Origin of the sequence: Ferrimonas futtsuensis DSM 18154, from assembly GCF_000422645.1 — a bacterium.
Taxonomy (GTDB): domain Bacteria; phylum Pseudomonadota; class Gammaproteobacteria; order Enterobacterales; family Shewanellaceae; genus Ferrimonas; species Ferrimonas futtsuensis.
Map to the genome: position 1 here is coordinate 103,881 of NZ_AUGL01000014.1, position 25,745 is coordinate 129,625.

20 protein-coding genes and 4 tRNA genes are annotated in these 25,745 nt (G+C 57.5%); 8 read left to right on the plus strand and 16 right to left on the minus strand.

Features of this window, described 5'->3' with window-relative positions; all coding sequences use genetic code 11:
* Positions 1-11: 11 nt before the first annotated feature.
* The gene (locus G505_RS0110445; RefSeq protein WP_028109503.1) at positions 12-1,649 is read right to left on the minus strand and encodes a methyl-accepting chemotaxis protein; all 1,638 of its coding nucleotides are present in this window, start codon (positions 1,647-1,649) and stop codon (positions 12-14) included.
* 445 nt (positions 1,650-2,094) lie between these two features.
* On the opposite strand from G505_RS0110445, the gene G505_RS0110450 reads away from it, so the two are divergent.
* The 3 genes from G505_RS0110450 to G505_RS0110460 all read left to right on the plus strand — a co-directional run bounded on the left by G505_RS0110450 (position 2,095) and on the right by G505_RS0110460 (position 6,836).
* Positions 2,095-3,498, plus strand: coding sequence for a wax ester/triacylglycerol synthase family O-acyltransferase (locus tag G505_RS0110450; RefSeq protein ID WP_028109504.1), 1,404 nt, complete (start codon positions 2,095-2,097; stop codon positions 3,496-3,498).
* A gap of 106 nt (positions 3,499-3,604) precedes the next feature.
* Complete coding sequence (locus tag G505_RS0110455; protein WP_028109505.1) at positions 3,605-6,421, plus strand: TolB-like translocation protein; 2,817 nt, start codon at positions 3,605-3,607, stop codon at positions 6,419-6,421.
* A 58-nt stretch (positions 6,422-6,479) separates the two neighbouring features.
* A complete protein-coding gene (locus G505_RS0110460; RefSeq protein WP_028109506.1) occupies positions 6,480-6,836 on the plus strand; it encodes a hypothetical protein in 357 nt (118 codons plus the stop codon).
* A gap of 46 nt (positions 6,837-6,882) precedes the next feature.
* Here the strand turns inward: G505_RS0110460 and fabV are convergent, their stop codons facing one another.
* The 8 genes from fabV to tig all read right to left on the minus strand — a co-directional run bounded on the left by fabV (position 6,883) and on the right by tig (position 16,836).
* Entirely contained in the window at positions 6,883-8,085 is a 1,203-nt protein-coding gene (gene fabV, locus G505_RS0110465; RefSeq protein WP_028109507.1) for an enoyl-ACP reductase FabV, read from the minus strand.
* Between the two features lie 246 nt (positions 8,086-8,331).
* The gene (locus G505_RS0110470) at positions 8,332-10,176 is read right to left on the minus strand and encodes a SurA N-terminal domain-containing protein (protein ID WP_028109508.1); all 1,845 of its coding nucleotides are present in this window, start codon (positions 10,174-10,176) and stop codon (positions 8,332-8,334) included.
* Positions 10,177-10,271: 95 nt separating this feature from the next.
* Positions 10,272-10,348 (minus strand) — tRNA-Asp (locus G505_RS0110475).
* 44 nt (positions 10,349-10,392) lie between these two features.
* Positions 10,393-10,665 (minus strand): nucleoid-associated protein HU-beta, encoded by a 273-nt coding sequence (hupB, locus tag G505_RS0110480; protein ID WP_028109509.1) that lies wholly within the window; start codon positions 10,663-10,665, stop codon positions 10,393-10,395.
* A 294-nt stretch (positions 10,666-10,959) separates the two neighbouring features.
* The gene (gene lon / locus G505_RS0110485; RefSeq protein WP_028109510.1) at positions 10,960-13,308 is read right to left on the minus strand and encodes an endopeptidase La; all 2,349 of its coding nucleotides are present in this window, start codon (positions 13,306-13,308) and stop codon (positions 10,960-10,962) included.
* Between the two features lie 155 nt (positions 13,309-13,463).
* The gene (clpX, locus tag G505_RS0110490; protein ID WP_028109511.1) at positions 13,464-14,744 is read right to left on the minus strand and encodes an ATP-dependent protease ATP-binding subunit ClpX; all 1,281 of its coding nucleotides are present in this window, start codon (positions 14,742-14,744) and stop codon (positions 13,464-13,466) included.
* A 72-nt stretch (positions 14,745-14,816) separates the two neighbouring features.
* Positions 14,817-15,434, minus strand: coding sequence for an ATP-dependent Clp endopeptidase proteolytic subunit ClpP (gene clpP, locus G505_RS0110495; RefSeq protein WP_028109512.1), 618 nt, complete (start codon positions 15,432-15,434; stop codon positions 14,817-14,819).
* A 91-nt stretch (positions 15,435-15,525) separates the two neighbouring features.
* Complete coding sequence (gene tig, locus G505_RS0110500) at positions 15,526-16,836, minus strand: trigger factor (protein WP_028109513.1); 1,311 nt, start codon at positions 16,834-16,836, stop codon at positions 15,526-15,528.
* Between the two features lie 407 nt (positions 16,837-17,243).
* Here tig and G505_RS0110505 point away from each other — a divergent pair, with 407 nt between their 5' ends.
* On the plus strand, positions 17,244-17,537 hold the full coding sequence (locus G505_RS0110505; RefSeq protein ID WP_028109514.1) for a hypothetical protein: 294 nt from the start codon (positions 17,244-17,246) through the stop codon (positions 17,535-17,537).
* A gap of 251 nt (positions 17,538-17,788) precedes the next feature.
* Here G505_RS0110505 and G505_RS0110510 read toward each other — a convergent pair.
* The 3 genes from G505_RS0110510 to G505_RS0110520 all read right to left on the minus strand — a co-directional run bounded on the left by G505_RS0110510 (position 17,789) and on the right by G505_RS0110520 (position 18,089).
* A tRNA-His gene (locus tag G505_RS0110510) sits at positions 17,789-17,864 on the minus strand.
* 8 nt (positions 17,865-17,872) lie between these two features.
* A tRNA-Arg gene (locus tag G505_RS0110515) sits at positions 17,873-17,949 on the minus strand.
* A 63-nt stretch (positions 17,950-18,012) separates the two neighbouring features.
* A tRNA-Pro gene (locus G505_RS0110520) sits at positions 18,013-18,089 on the minus strand.
* 303 nt (positions 18,090-18,392) lie between these two features.
* Between G505_RS0110520 and folD the strand changes: the two genes are divergently transcribed.
* A complete protein-coding gene (folD, locus tag G505_RS0110525) occupies positions 18,393-19,247 on the plus strand; it encodes a bifunctional methylenetetrahydrofolate dehydrogenase/methenyltetrahydrofolate cyclohydrolase FolD (RefSeq protein ID WP_028109515.1) in 855 nt (284 codons plus the stop codon).
* A gap of 78 nt (positions 19,248-19,325) precedes the next feature.
* On the opposite strand, the gene cysS is transcribed toward folD, so the two are convergent.
* Positions 19,326-20,699: a cysteine--tRNA ligase gene (gene cysS, locus G505_RS0110530; RefSeq protein ID WP_028109516.1), complete on the minus strand. Its 1,374-nt coding sequence runs from the start codon at positions 20,697-20,699 to the stop codon at positions 19,326-19,328.
* A 166-nt stretch (positions 20,700-20,865) separates the two neighbouring features.
* On the opposite strand from cysS, the gene G505_RS0110535 reads away from it, so the two are divergent.
* The 3 genes from G505_RS0110535 to G505_RS0110545 all read left to right on the plus strand — a co-directional run bounded on the left by G505_RS0110535 (position 20,866) and on the right by G505_RS0110545 (position 22,902).
* A complete protein-coding gene (locus G505_RS0110535; RefSeq protein WP_028109517.1) occupies positions 20,866-21,360 on the plus strand; it encodes a peptidylprolyl isomerase in 495 nt (164 codons plus the stop codon).
* The gene (locus G505_RS0110540; RefSeq protein ID WP_051216069.1) at positions 21,350-22,108 is read left to right on the plus strand and encodes a UDP-2,3-diacylglucosamine diphosphatase; all 759 of its coding nucleotides are present in this window, start codon (positions 21,350-21,352) and stop codon (positions 22,106-22,108) included. The genes G505_RS0110535 and G505_RS0110540 overlap by 11 nt, the downstream gene beginning before the upstream one ends.
* 194 nt (positions 22,109-22,302) lie before the next feature.
* A complete protein-coding gene (locus G505_RS0110545) occupies positions 22,303-22,902 on the plus strand; it encodes a Yip1 family protein (protein ID WP_028109519.1) in 600 nt (199 codons plus the stop codon).
* 72 nt (positions 22,903-22,974) lie between these two features.
* Here the strand turns inward: G505_RS0110545 and purF are convergent, their stop codons facing one another.
* The 3 genes from purF to G505_RS0110560 all read right to left on the minus strand — a co-directional run bounded on the left by purF (position 22,975) and on the right by G505_RS0110560 (position 25,742).
* Positions 22,975-24,489, minus strand: a complete 1,515-nt coding sequence (gene purF, locus G505_RS0110550; RefSeq protein WP_028109520.1) for an amidophosphoribosyltransferase — start codon at positions 24,487-24,489, stop codon at positions 22,975-22,977.
* A 54-nt stretch (positions 24,490-24,543) separates the two neighbouring features.
* Positions 24,544-25,032 (minus strand): CvpA family protein, encoded by a 489-nt coding sequence (locus G505_RS0110555; RefSeq protein ID WP_028109521.1) that lies wholly within the window; start codon positions 25,030-25,032, stop codon positions 24,544-24,546.
* Between the two features lie 134 nt (positions 25,033-25,166).
* Positions 25,167-25,742, minus strand: coding sequence for an SPOR domain-containing protein (locus G505_RS0110560; protein ID WP_028109522.1), 576 nt, complete (start codon positions 25,740-25,742; stop codon positions 25,167-25,169).
* Positions 25,743-25,745 lie beyond the last annotated feature (3 nt).

The following is a 25,745-nucleotide window of genomic DNA, read 5'->3' on the forward strand; positions in this document are numbered from 1 at the left end:
GGCCCCTTCATTCAGCTCAAGCGATAACGGCCAATCAGTTGCTGCAATTCATTGGCCTGGGAAGCGATCCCCTCGCCAACCTGTCGGGCCTCGGTGGCATTACGCTCCACCGATTCTCCCACCTCTTTAACCCGCAGCACATTCTGGCTGATCTCCTCGCTGACGCGGCTCTGCTCCTCGGCAGCCGCGGCGATCTCCATATTCATCTGGCTCAGCTGTCCCACCTCTTCGGTCACCAGGCTGAGCATCTCGTCCACTTCGGTGGCCTGATTGGCGCACACGTCGGCGAACTGCTGGCCATGCTGGATGGACGCCACCGCCTCCTGGCTCTCACTCTGCAGACGCTCAATCATGGTCTGAATCTGCTGAGTGGACTCCTGGGTTCGCGACGCCAGAGAACGCACCTCATCCGCCACCACGGCGAAGCCGCGCCCCTGCTCACCGGCCCTGGCCGCTTCGATGGCCGCATTCAGCGCCAGCAGGTTGGTTTGCTCTGCGATGGTACGAATCACATCCAGAATCGCCCCAATCTCCTGACTTTCATGCTCAAGGCGCTGCATCACCTGCCCTGAATGGCTCACCGCCCCCTGCAGTTCGATGATGTTCTGCTTGGTTTCATTGAGATTGCGCTTGCTCTCTCCAAGACGGCCGTTGGTTTCCGCCACATTGTTGGCCGCCACCTGGGCACTGGAGCTGACCTGGGAGATGGACGCCACCATCTCGGTCATGGCACTGGCCATCTGGTCGGTCTGCGAGTTTTGATCGTGAATATCGCTGGCTGTTTCGCCCATCTCCCGCTGCAGGGTGTGAGACTGGCTGGTCAGCAAAGTCGACACCTGATGCAACTGGTTGAGGATCGCCACCTGCTGCTGCTGCAACTCTCTGGCATCCCCGGCCAGTTTGCCCAGTTCGTCCTTCTGCTCCAGAGTAAGCTGGGTAGTAAAGTTCCCAGACGCCAGCTCACGCAGAAATTCGCCAACGCTGCGCATGGGACGAATGATGAAGCCGTTGCTCACCATGCCCCCCACCACCAGTGCCAGGGAAAAAGCCAGGGCAAGGGTGACCATGGCCAACATCAGTTGCTGGTCTGCATGCTGCTGATGCTCCTTCACGGCCCTCTCCTGAGACTCCGCCATGGCGTCCACCAGAGCATCCAGGCTCTTGGCCGGCGCACGATCGATCCCCCGAACCAGGGTGTCTGTGCCGGCAGCATCATAGCCGTTTGCCAACTGATACTCCCTGCCTTCGCGGTACTTCTGTCCCAGCACCTTGTGCGCCTCGATAAACGCCTCCAACTTACTGGCCAGTCCGGCATCCAGTTCTCTGAGCAGAGCCAGCGTAGACTCGGCGTCTTCACGTACCTTGGCCTCGACCTTCAGGTACTTACCCCAATACTTTTCCCGGTCCTGCTCCTTGTAGGTTCGCACCAGGACGTTTTTCCACTCCTGTACCTGCGCTTTGAAATCCACTTCCAGGGTGAGCACCTGCTCCCTGGCCACCACATCTTGATGCAGTACCTGCTGGTAATAGCCGACCACAGTGACCTGGCTGTAGAGGGCAAAGCCTGCCCCAAGGAGCAAAAGCAGCATGCCCACCAAGTTGGCGAACATCAGTTTCTTGCTAATGCTGAGATGACGGAGAAGCTTCATATATCGGCCCTTAAATGTTGCTGAGACTCTTGTAATCCGTACGCGGAAAACCCGCTTTACTGGGGTTAACGGCAGGGTAACATCAAGCTGTAATGGTATTTTCGGGCCACCTATTCACAGCCTCACACATCTGCCAACACCCGGTTAAGACGCTGTAAAAACAGAGTAAATACACTAATTTTTAACTCCTTATACCCATCTGATTTAATTGGCCAAATTCTTACGAAACCGAGCGCCTGGCTAAACCTGAACCAGATCACATCCCGCAACACTCAGTTGCAGCTAAAGATCTCAAATTAATTAAGGTTAATGGCAAAAAAACCTCCTTTGTTTAGATCCAGCTCATTGACCAGAGCCTGTCCCCTTCATACCTTAGGAGGACAGACCAGCACCGATGGAGAGGTGTTGGCCGGTAGCAACCGAAGATCACATGGAGTACGTCCGCATGGCCCGCTTGTCCCTGATTGATGCATCCTTTGTTCTGTTTGAAACAGCCGCCACTCCCATGCATGTGGGTGGTCTGATCGAGGTCGAGCCGGACAGCCCAGACTATGCGGACAGACTGTTTGAACACCTGATGAGCTGTGAACAGGTCCACGCCCCTTTCAATAGAGTGCTCCACTTCGGACCCGGGCTATGGCCAAGCTGGAAGCGAAAAGCCAGACTGAACCTAAACCAGCATCTGTTCCGCCATCACCTGGATGACCATGGGGGAGAGCATCAACTGCAGCGCGTGCTCGGATCCATTCACAGCACTCAGATGGACAGGCGAAAGCCGCTGTGGGAATGTCACCTGATTGAAGGGCTGACCGGCGGAATGGTCGCCATCTATGTGAAAATTCATCACGCCTGCGCCGACGGCATGAAACTCAGCGCCCTGATGCAACAGATGCTCAGTGCCGACCCTGACACGATCGCCAGCCCGGCATTCTGGCAGTTCTCCAAGCAACGCCACCGCAGTCCCAATCCCACACTGAAACTGGCTTATGACTTCGCTCATACCCTCTACCATCAGGTTCAGGAGTTACCCAACCTGGCCAAGCTCACCGGCAAACTGTTCTCCAGAGCCTTTTATCCCAGTATCAGCCGCCTGCCTATCCCCTTCACCGCTGAGCGCACCCTGTTTAATCAGGGACCCGACAGCGAGCGGGTCATCGCCTGGGGCGGGCTGCCCCTGAGCTCCATCCGACGCATCAGTCAATTTACCGGGGCGTCCATCAACGAAGTGGTGTTGGCAGTCTGTGACGCTGCCCTGCATCAATACCTGATTGAACACCAACACCCCAGTGACAAACCTCTGGTGGCCATCATGCCGGTGAACATGAAGGGAGAGGGAGACACCCGGGACAACCACTTCTCCCCGGCCCTGATTGAGCTGGGCAGGAGACAGAACCTGCCCACAGAACGCCTCAAGGAGATCATGATCTCCAGCCGGCAGATCAAACACGAAGCCAAGAGTTTCTCGCCCACCGCCTTCATGAACCTGTCGGTGGTCACCAATGCCCTGATGCTGTTGATCGGTCGCCTGGGTCTGGACACCAAGCTGCCTGCCATCAGCAATCTGATCATCTCCAATGTGCCCGGCCCCAAGGAGCAACGCTACCTTTATGGCGCCTCCATCCGATCCATTACGCCCTTCTCACTGTTGCTGCCGGGACAGAGCCTGAACATCACCATGTTCAGCTATGACGGCCAGCTCAACATCGGCGTTGCCGCCTGTCACACTGCCCTGGCGGATGCGGACAAGTTGATCCCCTATATCAGTAAGGCCCTGACGGCGCTGGAGCTGGACCTGCTTAACGTGACTCTGGAACTGGCAAACAGGGAAAAAAATAGGCAACTTCAATAAGCTGGCTTTGCAAACCGGAAGCCTGGCAGGATAGATTGGGCAGAGTTGATCCGCAGCGAGCGGGCTGCTCGTGCCCCTGCACACCGTTATTCACAGGAAGTGTTCCATGAGATCCGCTCTGTTTGCCGCCCTGCTGTGGCTGTTGCTCACGCCGCCTGGAGTGGCCGCACCCGACCATCAATGGCAAACTCTGGAAACTGAGTTATACCGCATTCACTTTACCCCCGAGCATGAACATTGGGCCCGGCAGTTGGCCACCGACGCCGACCGGTTACAAAGGGCCGTCGGAGACTCAGTCGGCCATCAGTTGCCCGGCAAGGTCGACCTGGTCATTCGCGACCCCCTCAACCTGGCCAATGGATTTGCCCTGCCGGTGATAGGCCGGAGTCGCACCGTGTTCTACACCACCCCCCCACTCTCTGACTCTGTGATCTCCCATATGCCGCAATGGTCGACCCTGCTGCTGGTGCACGAGCAGGCTCACCTGAATCATCTGGCCAGGGAGTCTCGCTCCCCCATGACCCAGCTCTGGCAATCACTGTATGTGGACTTTCTTGAGGTCCCCCGCTGGGTGTCTGAAGGCTATGCCACGGTGATCGAACATCAGCACGATGGCAAGGGCCGACCCGCCAATGCCCTGGTGCAGGGGATCTTGATGCAGTGGGCCCGCGAAGGGTATCTCCCCAGCTATCGACAGTTGTCCGGCGATGAGGAGAGCTACCTTGGCATGAGCATGGCCTACCTAATGGGGTCCAGCTACCTGCTGTGGTTACAACAACAGCACGGAGAGGAGAGCCTCAAGCAGGTATGGACCCGGATGGTGGCCAAGGAACCGCGCAGCTTCGATCAGGCGTTCGAAGGGGTGTTCGGTCAGGAGCCCGAACGGCTGTATCGCCGCTTCGTGGCAGAAACCACCTATCTGGCGATGACGCAGGAATACGCGGCCGAGGCGGAGACCGCTGAACTCTGGCTGAAACACCACTGGCAGTTGTCGGCACCCAGCCTGTCCCCCTCCGGAGCAAAACTGGCCCTGATTGAAGGGGACCGCAAGGGCTACAATCAGAAACTGGTGATCTACAGCAACAGTCCCAATGACACCGCTCGCAACAACTGGCTGGAGCGACGACGCGAGCGGCTCGACGCCGATCCCCAGGATATCCCGGACAAGGAGCCCGAGCAGTTTAACCCGGAAGTGCTTCACTCCCTGCCACGTCGCAGCGGCATGATGACCGATCCTGTCTGGCTGAATGAGACACAGCTGGTATTCAGTCAACTGAGTCAGGGAGATCAGGGCCGCTGGCATTTTGACCTCTATCTGTGGCACTTAGACACCCAGGAGGTGACCCGGCTGACTCACAGGCAGAATCTTGTGCGCCCCTTCCCCCACCCCGAGGGAGGAAAGCTGCTGGCCCTGCAACTTCAAGGGGGGCGAAGCAGTGTGGTGGAACTGAAACTGGACAGTGGCACACTCACCACCCGGGTGATGGCGGCAGGTAACGAGATCCTCGACTTTCCCGGCTACCGTCCCGGCGATAACCAGCTGAGTTATCTGAAGCACAGCCAGGGTCACTGGGACCTGTACCTCTCCGACGGGCAACAGGAAACCGCTGTGGGACTGGCACAGACCAATGGGGGGAATTTCCTCAGCTATCCGAACTGGCAGAGCCGGGACTCCCTGCTGCTGAGCCTGGGGAATAACAACGGCGTGGCCAGCTACCGCTTCAACGTCAGCGACCGCTCACTGACCCGGCTTACCAGTTACCGTCAGGTGGCCACTGCCCCCCGCAGCGACGGTAAGACGCTCTACTTCGTTGCTACCACCAGCCAGGGACAGAACCTCTATCGTCAGCCCATGAACGTGAGCCTGCTGGCTCGGACCACCCTGGCGCCCATCAAGACTCAGCCGCAGCCGCCGCTCCCAGCCCAGGATGAGCGACCAGCCACAAGCTACGGCGTCGGCCCCCAGTATGGCTCAATGGCCTTCGGCACTCAGCTGAGCCCCTGGCAACAGGCACTGGAGGTTGGCATCAAGGGCGGCGACCCCGTCAACCGGCTGCGTTGGCAATTGCTGGCCCAGGGAGACATCTCCGGCATCCAGCAGGGCATCCAGGGCTCACTGAGATGGCAAGGCTGGCCTGTCGACCTCAATGCGGACCTGCTGGCCCTGAAGCAGGACTTTGGGGAGTTGTCGCAGAGCCAGGCCCCACAGCAGGATGAGCGGCGACTGGTGGCCCACCTGGGCGGCCAGTGGCACCGACGCTTTGGCTCGGCGATGACGCTGCATCTGGGCGGTGGCGCCACCCTGGGTAAGGTGGAGGCTCGAGGCAGCGATGTGGACACCGACCTCAGCTCCGCCTATCTGGATGCCAGCCTGAGGGGCAGCTGGCGCCGGGGGCCCCTGTCCCTGGGCAGTCAGTTGCAGGGCAGACATACCTGGGGAGAGAGCCAGGACCAATGGCAGCGCAGCGACAGCCAGCTCAGTCTGTCCCTGGGGTGGCAGGATTGGCGCCTGATCGGCCACGGTGCCCTGTGGGATCTTGGGGGCCGCCCCGCTCCCGTAGACCAACTGAGGCTGGGTGGCGTGCCCAGCAGCCTTACGCCCCATTGGCTCCCCTGGGGGCAGGTAATGGAACCGGCCCTGCCCCATTCAGCCCTCACCGGAGAGCGGTTGGAGCGACTGGGCATCAGCCTCGGCAATGCGCCTGTGCAACTCTTCTATCACAGCTATCAGATGGACCGGGGAGACCGCCTGCCGGTGGCCGGAGTCAACCTGGGGCTGGAGGGACTCTCTCCCTATATCTTCGATGCCCTGCCTGAGTTTGACGGCCTGAAGATGCAGATGGGGGCCGGTTGGGCCGGCGATAATGGTGTAGAGGACCCCATAGGCTGGAGCGCCTGGCTGAGCCTCTACTACCAGCTCTAGTCACCTGGCCCCCACTTAGGTATGGTGGGGGCCTCGAAATGGCCAGCAGAACATCACCATGACTCCAGAACAACTGCTCGCGCAGCTCTTCGCCCTGCCCACTCAGAAGCTCGACAGTCTGGCACTCTCTACCGTGGTGCTCAGCCTGCTGCATCACGAAGGGGAGGCGGTCCGGCTGATGGAGGGAACCCTGGATGGCAGTCCCCATCACTGGGTGATCTGGCAGGACCGCCTGGTGGACTTTCGTTACCCCGGCATCCAAACCCCGGAAGCCGGCATCCGCCCCGTCGATGAGTGCTCACACTACAGGGGAGCGCCAGCAAAAGTAGCCCCCGTTCCCAAAGTGATGCTGCCCGCCTTCTGTGGCGGTGACCACGCCCACTTCGATCATCTGGCCGGTAAGGGCGAGGCATAAAAAAAACCGCCCCTGGGGCGGTTTTTTTCTATCAGAGTCACTCGACTCAGATGTCAATAACGTCGAACTCAACCTGAGGGTTGACGTCGGCCTCGTAGTCAATGCCTTCAACACCAAAGCCAAACAGCTTGAGGAACTCCTCCTTGTACTCGACGTAGTCGGTCAGCTCCTTGAGGTTGTCGTCGGTCAGCTGAGCCCACAGATCGCGGCAGTGCTTCTGGATGTCCTCACGCAGCTCCCAGTCGTCCAGGCGCAGGCGGTTCTCTTCATCCACCTCGGCAGCAGAGCCGTCCGCCTTGTAGAGGCGCTCACTGAACATGCGGTAGATCTGCTCCATGCAGCCCTCATGCACGCCCTCTTCGCGCATCTTCTTGAACACCATGGCGATGTACAGAGGCATAACCGGAATGGCGGAGGAGGCCTGGGTCACCACGGACTTGAGTACCGCCACATTGGCGCTGCCGCCATTGGCCTTGAGCTTGGCATCCAGGGCATGAGCCGCACGGTCCAGATCCTTCTTGGCATCCCCCAGGGCACCGTGCCAGTAGATGGGCCAGGTGATCTCAGTGCCGATGTAGCTGTAAGCCACGGTCTTGCAGCCGTCGGCCAGCACACCCGCATCGTTCAGGGCGTTGATCCACAGCTCCCAGTCCTCACCACCCATCACGGTCTTGGTGGCGGCGATCTCTTCCTCGGTGGCAGGCTCGATGGAGGCTTCGAACAGGGCATCCTTGTTGGTGTCCACGGCGGTGGCGGTGTAGGTTTCACCCTTGGGCTTAAGCACGGAGCGAACCACTTCTCCGCTGTCTGGCATCTTACGAACCGGGGAGGCCAGGGAGTAGACCACCATATCCACCTGACCCAGGTCGGCTTTGATCAGGTCGATGGTTTTCTGCTTGGCCTCGTGGCTGAAGGCGTCACCGTTGAGGCTCTTGGCGTACAGGCCGGCCTCGTGGGCCAGCTTGTCGAAAGCCGCGGCGTTGTGCCAGCCAGCGGTGCCAGGCTTCTTCTCGGTGGCGGGCTTCTCAAAGAACACGCCGATGGTGGCAGCGCCACAGCCAAAAGCGGACGCGATGCGGGAGGAGAGGCCATAGCCACTGGAGGAGCCGATCACCAGTACCCGCTTAGGGCCTTCGGCGATGGCACCCTTGGCCTGGGTGTAGGCGATCTGCTCACGTACATTCTGCTCACAACCAACTGGGTGAGTGGTGGTACAGATGAAACCGCGAATCTTTGGCTTGATGATCATCAATAATTCCCTTGTCTGGTGCCTGCATTTTGGCAGGAGTTCGGCCCCAAGTTTAGGCCCGTTCTAAAAATTTTCCGGAAAGCTTATCCAAAAGCGCCGACTACGGAAAGGAAAAACCCGCAGATCCGACCATCACCCCAAATACCCATGACACTAAATTTCAGCTGAAAGACCCGACATTCAGTGCACCGGCCAAAATAAAAAAGGCGTGGCCGGAGCCACGCCTTTATCGACTGACGCCCCCCCTTATTGGGCGGCGTAGTAGCTGACCTCGGCACTGGTGCGCAGGGCGGCAATCAGCGACTGGTAGTTTTCCTGTCCCATCATTCCAGCCAGACGCAACTTCAGGGCCTCGGCAGCGGCGCGCTCAGCATCGCCGTCGGTCACCTTGTCCAGGGCCACAATGGCGTAGTCGCCACTGCTCAGCTTGATGCTGCCCAGGGTCGGCTTACCGGCAGGACGAGCCAGGGTAAACACCTGAGACACCAGCTGAGGATCTACACCAGGCTTGCCCATACGGCCCAGGCCGGTTTCCGTCACCATACCTTCCAGGGTCGCACCGGACTCCAGCTCAGCCAGTTTGGTCTTGGCGGCAGCCTCGGCCAGTTTGGAGGCCTCTTCCGCCTTCAACTGAGCCAGGATCTGTTCACGCACCTCATCCAGAGGCTGAGTGCCTGCGGCGTGGTATTCCTTAGCACGTACCACGAGCACATGACCACTGCCCAGCTCGATCACATCGCTGTTCATCTGATCCAGAACCACGGCATCAGAGAAGGCGGCATTCAGTACCTTAGGATTGCTGAAGGGCTCTTGAGCATTGAAGCGGTTAAACAGCTCGGTGCTCTGAACCGCCTTGCCCACTTCGGCAGAGGCGTCACTCAGGCTCTCAGGGAACTGGAAGGCCGCATCCACCAGACGCTGCTGCATGTCATAGAAGGCTTCCTGGGCTTTCTCAAGCTTCACGGTGTCGGCAATCTCAGCCTTAACATCGTCAAACGGCGCCGCCACATTGGTTTCAATGTCCTTGGCCTGGATGATCTGGAAACCGAAGTCAGACTCCACAATCTCAGACACCGCCCCCTTCTCCAGGGCAAACAGGGCATCATCGAACGCCTGATCCATCATGCCGCGCTGGAACCAGTCCAGCTCACCGCCATTCTCGGCGGAGAAATCTTCGGAGACCGCTTTGGCCACATCGGCAAACGCTTCACCGGCCTGGATGCGAGCCAGCGCCTCTTCCGCCTTGGCGCGATCTTCAACCAGAATCATCGCCGCCAGACGGCGCTCAGGCTTCTGATACAGATTCTGATGGCCGTCGTAGTAGGCCAGCAGTTCGTCGTCGCTGACCTCCATATCCTTGGCCAGGTCAGCCGCACTCAGCTCGATGTACTCCAGGCTCACCTGCTCGGGAGTGGCGAAACGATCCAGATTGGTGTCGTAGAACGCCTGCACCTGCTCATCGCTCACACTGACCTGATCCAGGTAACCGGACTTGGCGATGGTCAGATAACGGACATCCCTCAGCTGTTGCTGCAGGGCCAGCAGGTCCTGAGCCTGCTCGGAGGTCACAATTTCACTGCCAAACAGGGTACTCAGCAACTGTTGACGCACCAGATCCTGGCCGATGGTGGCCGCCAGACGATCCGGGGTCATGTTGATCTGCCGCAGAACCGCCTGGTAACGGTCGTTATCGAATGCGCCATCTACCTGAAACTCAGGGGTCTCTACGATGGCTTGCTTGATCTGCTCATCGGATACGCGCAGACCCAGGGCACGGGCCTTCTGGTCAATCAGGCGTTCGGAGACCATACGCTCCAGGACGGAACGCTCTACATTGGCCATCCAGGCAGGGTCGGCAGCCAGGGTGTCAAACATCTCGCCCATCTGGTTGCGAAGGCGGTTCTGCTCATTCTGCAGCGCAACGCTCAGGTCGTAGCGGGTGATGTCTTCACCGTTGACGGTGGCGGCATTGGCCTGGCCGTTGGAGCCCAGGTAGCTGTAGATTCCGGACAGTGCAAATGAAAGAATCACGGCACCCAGGATGATCTTGGCGGCGCCTCCCTGCGATCCTTCACGAATTTTTTCTAACATCAGACGTCTCTTTTCGAACGAGCTGGAAGGGGTTGTATCCCAGTATACGGGTACAAAATAAAAAAAAGCGCATCGGGGATGCGCCTTTGTATAGCTGGCGGAGTGGACGGGACTCGAACCCGCGACCCCCGGCGTGACAGGCCGGTATTCTAACCAACTGAACTACCACTCCGAAACTAAAAAACGCTCAGAAAAGTCGGAGCGTCTTCAGATATCTTAGTTTACCGCGTCTTTCAGCGCTTTACCGGCCTTGAATGCAGGGATCTTCGCCGCAGCGATCTTGATCTCTTGGCCAGTTTGAGGGTTGCGACCAGTGCGCTCAGCACGCTCGCGAACTTCGAAAGTACCGAAACCAACCAGGGAGATCTTGTCGCCCTCTTTCAGAGTGTCGGTGATTGCTTCAATGAAGGAATCCAGAGCGCGGCTGGCCGCTGCTTTGGAAATATCAGCACCAGAAGCGATTTGATCGATCAGTTGAGATTTGTTCATTTCATCCCCTTCAATTCTAATTTTGCGCCGCTGCCATTCCATACGCTAGCGCGGTCTGCGGAGAGTTTTATATCAAGCCTAATTTCAAAGTTCAAGCGTTCAAAGTGCCGCATGACATGGAAACCAGGATACCGCTCAAAGCCAGTCATGCCGCGCCCTATAGCGCACTGAGCCTTGGTTCAAACCATACACTACACAGCGAAAACGAGATTGCAAAGCCCTTTTTGCGGTTTTTGCCCCAAAATCAAAAATGCGCCTTAAAAAAGGCGCATTTTGGGGGGTGTTTAGCCACTTTTAGGCCACAGATTCAAACCCTTCCGGAGGATTTTCCAGAGCCAAGGTCAAAACTTCATCAATCCATTGGACCGGATGGATGGCCAAATCCTTCTTCACGTTTTCCGGAATCTCCTCCAGGTCCCGCGCATTCTCTTTAGGAATAAGCACAGTTTTGATGCCACCGCGATGAGCGGCCAGCAATTTTTCCTTCAGACCACCGATGGGCAGCACCTCACCCCGCAGGGTGATCTCCCCGGTCATGGCCACATCGGCGCGAACCGGGTTACCGGTGAGACTGGAGACCAGGGAGGTGCACATGGCGATGCCCGCAGAGGGGCCATCTTTCGGGGTTGCCCCCTCGGGCACGTGCACATGGATATCCCGCTTCTCGTAGAAGTCCGGATTGATGCGCAGCTTCTCTGCCCGGGAGCGCACCACGGTCATCGCCGCCTGGATAGACTCCTGCATCACATCACCCAGGGAACCGGTGTAGGTGAGCTTGCCTTTACCGGCCACGGAGGTGGCTTCGATGGTCAGCAGATCGCCGCCCACCTCGGTCCAGGCCAGGCCTACCACCTGCCCCACCTGATTGTTCTCTTCCGCCTTGCCATAATCAAAGCGCTGAACACCCAGGAAGTCCTTGAGGTTGTCACCGTTGACGGTCACCGACTTCTGCGACTTGTCCAACAGCAGTTGCTTCACCGCCTTACGGCAGATCTTGGAGATTTCACGCTCCAGGCTGCGCACGCCCGCTTCACGGGTGTAATAACGGATGATGCCGATGATGGCGTCATCTTCTACGGTCACCTCACCGGGCTTGAGGCCATTACGCTTGATCTGCTTGGAGAGCAGATGCTGCTTGGCAATGTTGAGCTTCTCGTCTTCGGTGTAACCGGAGAGGCGAATCACCTCCATCCGGTCCAGCAGAGGGCCAGGGATATTCATGGAGTTGGAGGTGGCCACAAACATCACGTCAGACAGGTCGTAGTCTACTTCCAGATAGTGATCGTTAAAGGCGTTGTTCTGCTCCGGATCCAGCACCTCCAGCAGCGCCGACGCCGGGTCTCCACGCATGTCGGAGCTCATCTTATCGATCTCATCAAGCAGGAACAGCGGGTTGCGCACTTCTACCTTGGCCATCTTTTGAATCAGCTTGCCAGGCAGTGAACCGATGTAAGTACGACGGTGACCGCGGATCTCCGCTTCATCACGCACCCCACCCAGGGCCATACGTACGTATTTACGGCCGGTGGCACGGGCGATGGACTGTCCCAGAGAGGTCTTACCCACCCCTGGAGGCCCCACCAGGCACAGAATAGGTCCTTTCAGCTGCCTGACTCTGGATTGCACCGCCAGGTACTCCAGGATCCGCTCCTTCACCTTCTCCAGACCATAGTGGTCGGCATCCAGTACCTCCTGAGCCCGGGCAATGTCCTTCTTCACCTTGCTGCGCTTGGTCCAGGGCACGCTCACCATCCAGTCGATGTAGCTGCGCACCACGGTGGCCTCGGCAGACATGGGGGACATCATCTTCAGCTTGTTCAGTTCGGCTTCCGCCTTCTCCTGAGCTTCTTTAGGCATGCCCGCATCGGCAATCTTCTTGGAGAGTGCCTCAAACTCGTCGGGCACATCATCCAGCTCGCCCAGCTCCTTCTGAATCGCTTTCATCTGCTCATTCAGATAGTACTCGCGCTGGCTCTTCTCCATCTGTTTCTTGACGCGGGAGCGGATCTTTTTCTCCACCTGGAGAATGTCGATCTCCGACTCCATCATCGCCATCAGGTACTCCAGGCGCTCGGCGACGTTGTCCATCTCCAGGACCGCCTGCTTCTCCTCCAGTTTCAGCGGCATGTGCGCAGCCATGGTGTCTGCCAGGCGCGCCGCCTCATCGATGCCATTGAGGGAGGTAAGCACCTCAGGAGGAATCTTCTTGTTGAGCTTAATGTAGCCTTCAAACTGGCCGATGGCGGTGCGCACCAGCACCTCCTCCTCGCGCTCCTCCATCCGCTCTGTTTCCACAAAGCGAGCGTCGGCCACCAGAAAGGGCTCCTCATCGGTAAACTGTTCAATTCGAGCACGCTGACTGCCCTCGACCAGCACCTTGACGGTACCGTCAGGCAGCTTCAGCAGCTGCAGAATCGACGCCACAGTACCCAGCTGGTAAACATCATCGACCGAGGGGTCGTCCTGCTCAGCCTCTTTCTGGGCCACCAGCAGAACCTGCTTGTCCTGCTCCATGGCCGCTTCGAGGCAATTGATCGACTTCTGCCGGCCAACAAACAGGGGGATCACCATATGGGGGTAGACCACCACATCCCGTAATGGCAAAACCGGGATCTGGACGAGGTCGGAGCGCTCTATTGTCATGGCTCTATTCCATTTCAGCTACCGGCCTGCTCCAAACGCAGGCCATCCGTAATTCAGTATATGGGGGCATTTCTGACAGTTTCAATTGTTTATTTGAATTCGAACCAATAAAAAAGGAGCCCAAATAGGCTCCTTTTTTCAACACACTAGCGAAATCACTCTGATGAAGCCGCCTGGGCATCTGAGCCATCGTAGATCAGGATGGGATCGGACTCCCCCTTGATCACAGACTCGTCGATCACCACCTTGCTGACGTTGTCCGCAGAGGGCAGATCGTACATGGTATCCAGCAGCACGCCTTCAACAATAGAGCGCAGGCCACGGGCACCGGTCTTCCGCGCCATCGCTTTCTTGGCAATGGCACGCAAAGCGTCGTCACGGAACTCCAGATCCACATCTTCCAAAGCGAACAGGGCACCATACTGCTTGGTCAGCGAGTTCTTTGGCTCCTGCAGAATCTCAATCAGTGCAGACTCATCCAGCTCACCCAGAGTCGCCACCACCGGCAGTCGGCCAATGAACTCGGGGATCAGACCATACTTCACCAGATCCTCAGGCTCCACCTGTTGAAAGGTTTCGGTCAGTGACTGATTGTCATTCTTTCCACGGACCTCGGCACCAAAGCCGATGCCGGTGCCGGTCAGGGCACGCTGCTCAATCACCTTGTCCAGGCCGGCGAATGCTCCGCCACAGATAAACAGGATCTTGGAGGTGTCCACCTGCAGGAACTCCTGCTGGGGATGCTTACGGCCACCCTGTGGCGGAACCGCAGCAACAGTGCCTTCGATCAGCTTCAGCAGCGCCTGCTGCACACCCTCACCGGACACATCCCGGGTAATGGAGGGGTTGTCAGACTTACGGGAGATCTTGTCGATCTCATCGATGTAGACAATGCCGCGCTGCGCCTTCTCTACATCATAATCGCACTTCTGCAGCAGCTTCTGGATGATGTTCTCCACATCCTCACCCACGTAACCCGCTTCGGTCAGGGTGGTGGCATCGGCCATGGTGAAGGGCACATCCAGGAAACGGGCCAGGGTCTCGGCCAGCAGGGTCTTACCCGAACCGGTGGGACCGATCAGCAGAATGTTGCTCTTGCCCAGTTCCACTTCGGCGTTGTCGCCGCCGTGGCGCAGGCGCTTGTAGTGGTTGTACACCGCCACCGCCAGCACCTTCTTCGCCTGGCCCTGACCAATTACATAGTCATCCAGGTGAGAGCGGATCTCGTGAGGCGTGGGCAGGCGATCGCTGTCCCGCTTGGGCACCAGCTCCTTGACCTCTTCACGAATGATGTCGTTACAGAGATCCACACACTCATCACAGATATAAACGGAAGGGCCGGCAATCAGCTTGCGTACTTCGTGCTGGCTCTTTCCGCAGAAGGAGCAGTACAGCAGCTTGCTGTTTTCGCCATCGCCCTTGGAGATATCACTCATTCAGCTACCTCATCGCTGTGCCCGCCGAAGGGAAAGTCCACCTTAGTGTACGTCACCTCCGGCTGCTTTGCTTTACTCTGCGCCGCGCTTGGTCAGTACGGAATCGACCAGTCCGTACTCGACGGCTTCCTTGGCACTCATGAAGTTATCCCGGTCGGTATCCCGCTCGATGATCTCGAGAGGCTGACCGGTGTGCTCAGCCAACAGGCTGTTCAGTTTTTGTTTGATGCCGATGATCTCCTGGGCATGGATGGCGATATCGGACGCTTGGCCCTGGAAGCCGCCCAGAGGCTGGTGGATCATCACCCGGGAGTTGGGCAGCACATGGCGCTTACCCTTGGCCCCACCGGCCAGCAGGAAGGCGCCCATGGACGCGGCCTGACCCATGCACACTGTGCTGACGTCGGGCTTGATGAACTGCATGGTGTCATAGATGGACATGCCTGCAGTCACTGACCCACCGGGGGAGTTGATGTACAGATAGATGTCCTTGTCCGGGTTTTCGGACTCCAGGAACAGCAGTTGCGCCACCACCAGGTTGGCCATGTGATCTTCTACCGGACCGGTAAGGAAGATCACCCGCTCCTTCAGCAGGCGCGAATAGATGTCGTATGAACGTTCACCCTTGGCGGTCTGCTCAACCACCATAGGGACCAAAGCGTTGAGAGGAGATTCGAGCAAATGCTGCATATTCAATCCGTTTCCTAACAAAATGGCTCGCATGAGAACAACCCCATACGAGCCATAATATGATCGGCCACAGGGGCCAAGTCAAATCAACTTAGGCAGCAGGCTGCTGTTGATTCATGAACTCTTGGAAGTCCACTTCCTTCTCAGAAACTTTAGCATCGGCCATCAGAGCTTCTACAGCTTGCTCTTCCAGGGCGACATTGCGCATGTTCTGCATCATTTCCTGGTTGTTGTTGTAGTACTCAACAACTTCCTTGGGATCTTCGTAAGCGGAAGCCATGGATTCGATCAGAGCGGAAACACGCTCCTCTTCCACTTTCAGCTCTTTCTGCTTGATCACTTCACCCAGCAGCAGACCGATGCGAACGCGGCGCTCGGCTTGCTCGGTGAACAGCTCAGCAGGCAGCTCAGGCATGTTGTTGCCCTGCATGCCGCCGAAGCGCTGCATCGCCTGCTGACGCAGAACATTGATCTCGCCCTCAACCAGAGGCTTAGGCACGTCAATCTCGTTGGCCTTCAGCAGACCGTCCAGAGCTTGCTCTTTCACCTTGGCTTTCAGGGCCTGGCTCAGCTCGCGCTCCATGTTCTTGCGGATCTCGGCTTTCAGAGCATCCATACCACCTTCGGTGATGCCGAACTTGGTCACGAACTCGTCGTTCAGCTCAGGCAGAACCTGGGCTTCAACGGAGTGCAGCTTGATGGCGAACTGAGCGGCTTTGCCTTTCAGGTTCTCGGCGTGGTACTCCTCAGGGAAGGTCACGTCGATGGTGAACTCGTCACCCGCTTTCTTGCCCATCAGGCCATCTTCGAAGCCGGGGATCATGCGGCCGGAGCCCAGAACCAGCTCGAAACCTTCAGACTTGCCGCCGTCGAAGGCTTCGCCGTCGATGGAACCTTCAAAGTCCAGCTTAACCTTGTCGTCGTTGGCCGCTTCGCGCTCAACGGCATCGAAAGTAGCATGCTGCTTGCGCAGAGTCTCGATCATGTTGTCTACGTCGGCATCAGTCACGTCGCAAACAGGCTTCTCGATTTCGATGTCGGTCAGGCCAGCCAGCTCTACCTCAGGGTAGACTTCGAACAGGGCGTTGAACTGCAGATCTTCACCCTCGTTGTCAGCAACAACCTCGAAGCGAGGGGCGCCGGCAGGGTTCAGCTTCTGCTCAACGATGGCTTCGAAGAACTTCTGCTGCATCAGCTCACCCAGGGTCTCCTGACGGATGGCAGCGCCGTAGCGCTTCTTGAATACAGACACAGGCACTTTACCGGGACGGAAACCGTCCAGACGTACGCGCTTGGCTTCGGCCTTCATCTTCTCAGTTACTTTAGGCTCGAATTCGGCGCTCTCAACGGTAATGGTCAGGCGGCGCTCCAGGCCTTCCAGGGTTTCAAAAGAAACTTGCATTAGGTTACCTCAAGTACTCGTGTTCTTTGTGGCCGGTCGTTTATCCCGACCGGCGAAAAATCGTGGCGCGGCCCTGTTTCCAAACCGCGCAATTCAGGTGTGAATCAACGACTTTAGACCTCGAAGCCCGATGCGTGTCATGGCTCCAAAATCGGCCGAGGTTGCCCGTCGGCGCCTGTCACATCCTGCCTAAGCCAATAGTAGGACGCGCCATTATAGCCATAGGTCTATGCGGAGTCGAGACGGCATTGTCAATGGCTGGGGAAGATTTTCGCCAGCGCACTGTTTAACGCACTTTTCCCGGCAATTTCTGAGGCAGATCAATAGCAGGGCCAGGCGCTGTGGCACTCCCTGGCACCAGCAACCACACTTAGTATAAGAACTGTCCAGTGTACTGGAGGACGCCCATGCGAGCCCAATACTGTCACATCGGCAATCAGATGATCGAAGTCGCGGTCATCGACGAGGTAATGACCATCAAAGGACACGGCAGCCTGTCCGACGTCACCGTGGACATTCCCTACGCAGAGGCACTGGAGGCAGCCAAGGCCTATGTGGAACAGCACGGCGGTGACCTGCCCCAACTGTATCGGGCCGGCTGGATGGCGGAGGAAAACCGCTACGAAGAGAAAGGGATCTACTCCAGCAACCCCGACCTTCAGGTCTGGCAGGACCGTAAAGCCACAGAGCAAACGAAATAGCCCGTAGGGCAGGCACTGTCAAAGAACGAAAAACGCTCTGTTATCACAGGGCTTTTTTCTGAATACACGGTGGAGTGGCCGATGGAGATTGAATCCTCAGCAACCGAAACCTAAATTCAATCTATACATATCAGGGACTCAGTCTTCACCCTGGCTCCCCCCGAAATGAATCCGATTGCGGGGCCAGGCAGAGTTTGACCAGATTGCAGATACGAAAAAGCCCCTGAAAATCAGGGGCTTAATCTAAATGATGGGGTGGCTGATCGGGCTTGAACCGACGACAACCGGAATCACAATCCGGGACTCTACCAACTGAGCTACAGCCACCACTGTTATGGCGCACCCGGCAGGATTCGAACCTGCGACCAGCTGCTTAGAAGGCAGCTGCTCTATCCAACTGAGCTACGGGCGCAAGAAAATGACCAATCCGGTGCATTTTTCGAGTTATCGGCAAACTAGTCAACAACTCTAAAAGTGGTCGGTGATAGAGGATTCGAACCTCTGACCCTCTGGTCCCAAACCAGATGCGCTACCAGGCTGCGCTAATCACCGACAATTTGTTTCTTCTTTTGAGTCCGAGTTGTTTGGAACCAGCTGCTCCCTCTCTTACCCAAAACCGGGGATGCGCTAGCAGGCTGCGCTAATCACCGACTGTTTGTTGTTACGGGTTACCCCTCGACAACGGGGGCGAATATTAGCGGTGGTGGCTTCCAAGGTCAAACACTTTTTTATGCATCCATTTCTAATTGGACAATCCCTGTACTCCAACCACACTAATTTCATGACACAGCGCACTTTAGCTGGCAAAATGCGCTGCGGCGTCAACCTATTCAGCTACATAGGAAGTCTGTAGAGATGACAGCAACACTAATAGACGGCAAAGCCATTGCCGCGTCCGTTCGTCAGAACATCGCCTCACAAGTTCAATCCCGAACCCAACAGGGCCTGCGCGCCCCCGGACTGGCCGTTATCCTGGTCGGCAGCGACCCCGCCTCCCAGGTTTATGTCGGCAACAAGCGCAAAGCCTGCGAACAGGTTGGCTTTGTCTCCCGAAGTTTCGACCTGCCCGCCGATACCGCTCAGTCTGATCTGCTGGCTCAGATCGACCTCCTCAATGAGGACCCCAGTATCGACGGCATTCTGGTGCAACTGCCCCTGCCTGAGCACATCGACAGTGCCACCGTCATCGAGCGCATTCGCCCCGATAAAGATGTGGATGGGTTTCACCCCTACAACGTCGGCCGCCTGGCTCAGCGCATCCCGGTGCTGCGCCCCTGCACGCCTCTGGGGATCACCCACCTGATCGAATCCACCGGTATCCGCACTCAGGGGCTGCACGCCGTGGTGGTTGGCGCCTCCAACATCGTCGGTCGCCCCATGACCCTGGAGCTGCTGCTCGGCGGTTGCACCACCACCACCTGCCATAGATTCACCAAGGACCTGCGCCACCATGTGGAGCAAGCTGACCTGCTGGTGGTGGCCGTAGGCAAGCCCGACTTCATTCCTGGCGAATGGATCAAGCCTGGCGCCATCGTCATCGATGTCGGCATCAACCGCCTGGAGGATGGCCGCCTGGTCGGAGACGTGGAGTTCGATGCGGCCAAAGAGCGCGCTGGACACATCACGCCGGTTCCCGGTGGCGTGGGTCCCATGACCATCGCCTGCCTGCTGCAGAACACCCTGTTTGCCTGCGAGCAGTACCACAGCTAGGCAGCCTTGAGATAAGGCCCCCAACAAAAAAGCCCGCAATTGCGGGCTTTTTTATCTGGCCGGAACAGGCCCTAACGATTACTTACGTCGCCAGGTGGTACCGCCGGCACCATCTTCCAGCACAATGCCCATGGCGGTCAGGGCATCCCGGGCCTCGTCGGCCTTGCCCCAGTCCTTGGCGGCACGAGCATCGTTACGCTGCTTGATCAGGGCTTCGATGGTCGCCACCTCATCCTCATCACCGCCCCCTTGCAGGAACTGCTCTGGCTGCTGCTGCAAAATACCCAGCACTTCGCCAATCCCCTTCAGGGTCGCCGCCAGGTCTGCGGCCAGCTCAGGATTGTTCTCCTTGGCGATGTTCAGCTCCCGCGCCAGATCAAACAGCACGGATACCGCTTCCGGGGTGTTGAGGTCGTCGTTCATCGCCTCGCGGAAGCTTGCCTGATAACTCTCCAGTACCTGTCCGCCCTCCGGGGCACCACGCAGGGCGGTATAGAGCCTTTCCATGGCAGCATGAGCCTGATCCAGATTCTCTTCGGAGTAGTTCAGCTGGCTGCGATAGTGGCTGGAGAGCAGGAAGTAACGCACCGACTCACCCTGATACACCTTCAGCACGTCACGGATAGTGAAGAAGTTACCCAGAGACTTGGACATCTTCTCCTTGTTCACCTGCACCATGCCGGAGTGCATCCAGTAGTTCACGTAGTTGTTGTCGTTGGCACAGCAGCTCTGAGCCACCTCATTCTCGTGGTGAGGGAACATCAGGTCAGACCCACCGCCATGGATGTCGAACACCTTGCCCAGGTGCTTCTCGTTCATGGCAGAGCACTCGATGTGCCAACCAGGGCGGCCTTTGCCCCATGGAGAATCCCAGGAGGGCTCACCGGGCTTGGCGCTCTTCCACAGGGCAAAGTCCATGGGGTTACGCTTGGCCTCCTCCACGTCCACCCGGGCGCCAGCCTGCAACTGCTCCAGGTCCTGCTTGGACAGCTTGCCGTACTCACCGAAGGTGTTCACCTCAAACCAGACATCGCCATTGTCCGAGACATAGGCATGGCCTTTGTCCACCAGGCGCTGAATGATGTCGATGATTTCAGCCATATGGCCAGTCACCGTTGGGGTGATGTCCGGGCGCAGCAGACCCAGGGCATCGAAATCTTGGTACATCGCCTGGGTGAATCGGTCCACCAGGGCATCGCAGCTTTCGCCGTTTTCGGCGGCACGGCGGATGATCTTGTCATCTACGTCGGTGATATTACGGACGTAGTTCACCTCCATGCCCAGGGAGCGCAGGTAACGAACGGCGATATCGAACGCGACGTAGGTGCGACCGTGACCGATGTGACAGTAGTCATAGATGGTGACCCCACACACATACATGCCCACCTTGTTGGGGACGATTGGAGTAAAGGTCTCTTTCTGTCTGGTCAGCGTATTAAAAATCTTTAGCATTGCACCGCTCGTTATACTGTTTGACGTTAAGCGAAAATCAAAGGCGATAGTTTATCACGACTTCTCCTGCTGAAAACGGGCTTTTTGGCCATCAGCGAACTGCCCCTTTTCTCATACCTTTTGCTTAAGGTAAAATTTGTAAACCATTCATAATGAGGTCCCTATTATGGTGACACTGACCACCAATTTCGGCGATATCAAGCTGGAACTTTTTGCCGACAAGGCTCCTAAAACCGTTGAGAACTTCCTGAACTACGTCAAGCAGGGTTTCTACGACAACACCATTTTCCACCGCGTCATCGACGGCTTCATGGTTCAAGGTGGTGGTTTCACTCCTGACATGCAGCAGAAGACCGCCGGGGCTGGCGTAGAGAACGAAGCCAACAACGGTATCTCCAATAAAGTGGGCACCATCGCCATGGCCCGCACCCCGGATCCACACTCCGCCACCGCCCAGTTCTTCATCAACGTGAATGACAACACCTTCCTGGACTTCAAAAGCGAGTCCATGCAGGGTTGGGGCTACTGCGTATTCGGCCAGGTGGTTGAAGGCATGGATGTGGTTGAGAAGATCAAGGCAGTGAAAACCGGCAACCACGGCATGCATCAGGACGTTCCCCTGGAATCTGTGGTTATCGAGAGCGCCAAGCTTGAAGACTGATAACCTTCAGAGGGTCGCCGTCGGCGGCCCTCGCACCCTGTTTATCGGCGATCTGCATCTGAGTGCGGAGCGTCCCGACATCACCAGGGCCTTCGCTCGCTTTCTGAATAACGAGCTCCCCGGTGCCGACGCCCTCTACATCCTCGGCGACCTGTTTGAAGCCTGGATAGGGGATGACGACCTGACCCCCTTTAACCGCGAAATCGCCGCCCTGCTTCATCAGGCCAGTGCCCAGGCTCCCATCTTTTACATCCACGGCAACCGCGACTTCCTGGTGGGGCCAGACTTTGCCAAGCGCGCCGGCATCACTCTGCTGCCCGAAGTGGAGACCCTGACACTCTACGGCACTCCGACGGTGATTCTTCACGGAGACAGCCTCTGCACCGCCGACCTGGAGTATCAGAAATTTCGCCGCCTCAGGAATCGCCCCTGGTTTCGCCTGCTGATGCTCTCCCTGCCTCTGCGCATGCGCCGCGCCCTGGCTCGCCGTGCCCGCGCACGCAGCAAAGCGGTCAATGCCGGCAAGGATATGACCATCATGGATGTCACCCCCTCCGCCGTTGGCCACCTGCTCGATCAAACCCGGACCCAGCGGATGATCCATGGTCACACCCACAGACCCGCCATCCACCCCCTGCCCGGCAACCGCCAACGTGTGGTGGTCGGAGACTGGTACCAACAAGACAGTGTGCTTCTGGTGACGCCGGAGGAGTGTAAACTCTCCAGCCAGGCCCTGCCAAAATCTTAACCAGCTGTAATTACGAAGATTATTTACAACCTTCTCTCATCCGGCTCGGCCCTGGGCCGGATAAAAGCGTGATCTTATTCAAACTTCTCCTTGACTCGCGCTTGGCAATCCCTAATAACTAATCAGGAAGTAGTTGTATCGTCTGATGTTTCGACGACCATCATTGTTTGAGGTTCAAGCAGGGGATAATAACTATGATACTCAATCATTTATGGGGACTTTATGCCCATCCACGCCAGGAATGGCAAAGCATCGAGCAAACCCACGAAGGGGTGGGCGCCAGCCTGGCCCACATCCTTGTCATCGCACTGATCCCGGCCATATGCGGCTTCTTTGCCAGCAGTTACATCGGCTGGAGCATCGGCGCCGGGGATCCCATCAAGCTGACTCAGGCCAGTGCCGCCAAGATGGCCATCGCCATGTATGGTGCGTTGATCGCCGGCGTGTTCCTGTTGGCTTACCTGGCTCACTGGATGGCCAAGACCTTCGGCGCCAAGCCCAGCTTCACCCAGGCGATCGAGCTCTCAGCCTACACAGCTACGCCGCTGTTTATGGTGGGCTTTGCCACCCTCTACCCCGAGCTGTGGTTTGTGATGGTGGTGGGTCTGGCTGGAATCGCCTATTCGGTCTACCTGCTCTATTCCGGGGTGCCGATCATCATGAACATTCCCGAAGAGCGCGGGTTCATCTATGCCAGTTCGCTGGTAACCTGTGGCCTGGTGTTGCTGGTGGCGATTCTCGCCTCTTCGGTGATCCTGTGGAACGTGGGCTTTGGCCCCTCCTACGTGAGCTAGGCCAGACCTAAGTAGGAAAAAAAAACGCGCCGACTGGCGCGTTTTTTCTGTCACAAAGATGCCGCCATCGCCCTAAGGGTGGCAGACGTTGTGAATCTCCAGGTTGCTGCTCTGCTCGGAATCGCGCTTGGCTTTGGCGTCATCGCTGCGATCTGCGTTCAGCTGGTCCAGGTAGGCCTGATCCACATCCTGAGTCACATACTGACCGTTAAACACCGAGGTATCAAACCGGCTCACCGTCGGGTTCTCTTCGCTCACGGCAGCCACCAGATCCGGCAGATCCTGGTAGATCAGGCCGTCGGCGCCAATGATCTTGCACACCTCCTCCACGTCCCGGCCATGAGCGATCAGCTCCTGAGAGCTGGGCATGTCGATGCCGTAGACGTTGGGGAAGCGGATCTCCGGAGCCGCCGAGGCAAAGTACACCTTGCGGGCACCGGATTCACGGGCCATCTCGATGATCTGCTCAGAGGTAGTACCCCGGACCACAGAGTCATCCACCAACAAAACGTTCTTGCCCTTGAACTCCTGACCGATGGCGTTGAGCTTGCGGCGCACCGATTTCTTACGCTCCTCCTGGCCCGGCATGATGAAGGTCCGGCCCACGTAGCGGTTCTTCACGAAACCCTGACGGTAGGGAAGATCCAGTTCGTTGGCAATCTGCAGGGCGATGTCGCAGGAAGTTTCCGGAATCGGGATCACCACATCGATGTCGTGCTCTTCCCACTCCCTGGCAATCTTGGCGCCCAGTTTACGGCCCATGTTCACCCGGCTGGCATAGACGGAGATGCCATCGATGGTGGAATCGGGACGGGCAAAGTAGACAAACTCGAAGATGCAGGGATTCAGCTGTGGGGCTTCGGCGCACTGTTTGGTAAACAGCTGGCCTTCACAATCCACATACACCGCTTCGCCCGGAGCCACATCACGGATGTACTCAAAGCCCACCGCATCCAGGGCCACACTCTCCGAGGCCACCATGTACTCGTGACCTTTGTCTGAGCTGCGCTTACCCAACACCAGGGGACGAATGCCATTGGGATCACGGAACGCCACCAGCCCCTGGCCGACAATCAGGGCCACACAGGCGTAGGCACCTCGTACCGTGGCATGCAGCTTGGTGACTGCCTCAAACACCTGCTCCGGGGTCAGCACATAACCTGGCTTCTGCTGGATCTCATGGGCCAATACGTTCAACAACAGCTCAGAGTCTGAATTGGTGTTGATGTGGCGGCGCATCTGAGCCATCTGCTCGCTGAGCTGATGGGCGTTGGTGAGATTGCCGTTGTGGGCGAGGGTGATTCCGAAGGGGGAGTTGACGTAGAAGGGTTGGGCTTCCGAGGAGCTGGAAGAGCCGGCGGTGGGATAGCGTACGTGGCCTATTCCCACATTCCCCTGTAACCGCAACATGTGCTTGCTTTGGAACACATCCTTCACCAGGCCATTTGCTTTGCGCAGGCGGAAGGCTTCGCCATCCACTGTCACAATACCGGCGGCGTCCTGCCCCCGGTGCTGCAACACAGTCAACGCATCATAAATGGTTTGGTTAACGGAGGAATGAGCAACGATTCCGACGATACCACACATTATGTTTGGTCCTTAGTTGGTAAGAAGTTCATAGTTTGTAGGGTCATTCTGTTTTTATATTTTTGGTAAAAAACTGGAGCTTTGCTCCAAATATTGGAAGAACCATTGGATGACGACCTTGAACTCGGGGATAAGCAGCGAATCCCGCCACCAGTCCGAGGAGGCCGCCGGAGTAAAACTGTCGAGGAAAAACAAGGCTGCGGCCACCACCAGGGCACCGCGGGCGGCGCCAAATACGACGCCGAGTAGACGATCGGTTCCGGTGAGGCCGGTGCGATCCACCATCTGTCCCACCAGGTAGTTCAGCAGGCCACCGAGAATCAGGGTCGCCACAAACAGCACGGCAATGGCCGCGCCGTTGCGCAGCATGGGATCATCGATCTGGGTCAGGTAGACCGCCAGATCTTCATAGAAGCGGCTTGAAATCAGGAAGGCAAGCAACCACACCACCAGTGACATCGCCTCTCTGGCGAAACCACGAACCAGACTAATCAGGACCGACAGGCCCACCACGCCCAAAATGGCGTAGTCTATCCATACCATCACAGCGAGCATCGCCTCCTAGTGTTTCTTGCGCGGCAATTCTAACAGAGGGTGCGGGGTTTCTCACCAAAAATCGCCCCCATAAGGATTCCACTAAAAAGCCCGCATGATGCGGGCTTATACTTCGATTATGACTATATATCTGTGGCCTTATAGGGCACCAGGGCCCCTTTGAGCTCCGTGGCCTTGGCCAGGCGCAACTGCTCCTTCTCCAGCTTGGATTTAGAGACATCCGGCCCGACGAACACCCGGTTGATCTTCCCCTCTATTGGGCGCGACGGAACGCTGTAGGCGCGAAACCCCTTGTCGCGAAGCTCATTGACCAACTTGGTGACATTCTTGGCATTTCTGAAGCTGCCCACCTGTAAGGTCCAGCCCGTTTTCAACGTGCTGCTGTTAACTGGTGTGTTGGGCTCGCTCTTCACCGACGCAATCTGGGCAGAATCAGCGTTCCTGGTGTTCCCGGCCTTGGGCGCGGACGCCGCAGGCTCAGGTGCCGCTTCAGACGTGCCAGCGTCAGGCTGCAGGGCGATCTCCTCGAACGCCTGCTCCGGCACCCCCTGGGGCAGCGCCACCGGTCCCAGTGGGATAGTCGCGAAATTCTCCTCCAGTCGGCGCTTTTCGCCGTCCAGGAGGTTCGGCAGGAAAATGACCGCCAGAGCGGTTAATACCAGGGTGCCGACAATGCGGTTTTTCAGCTGATCCGACAACAG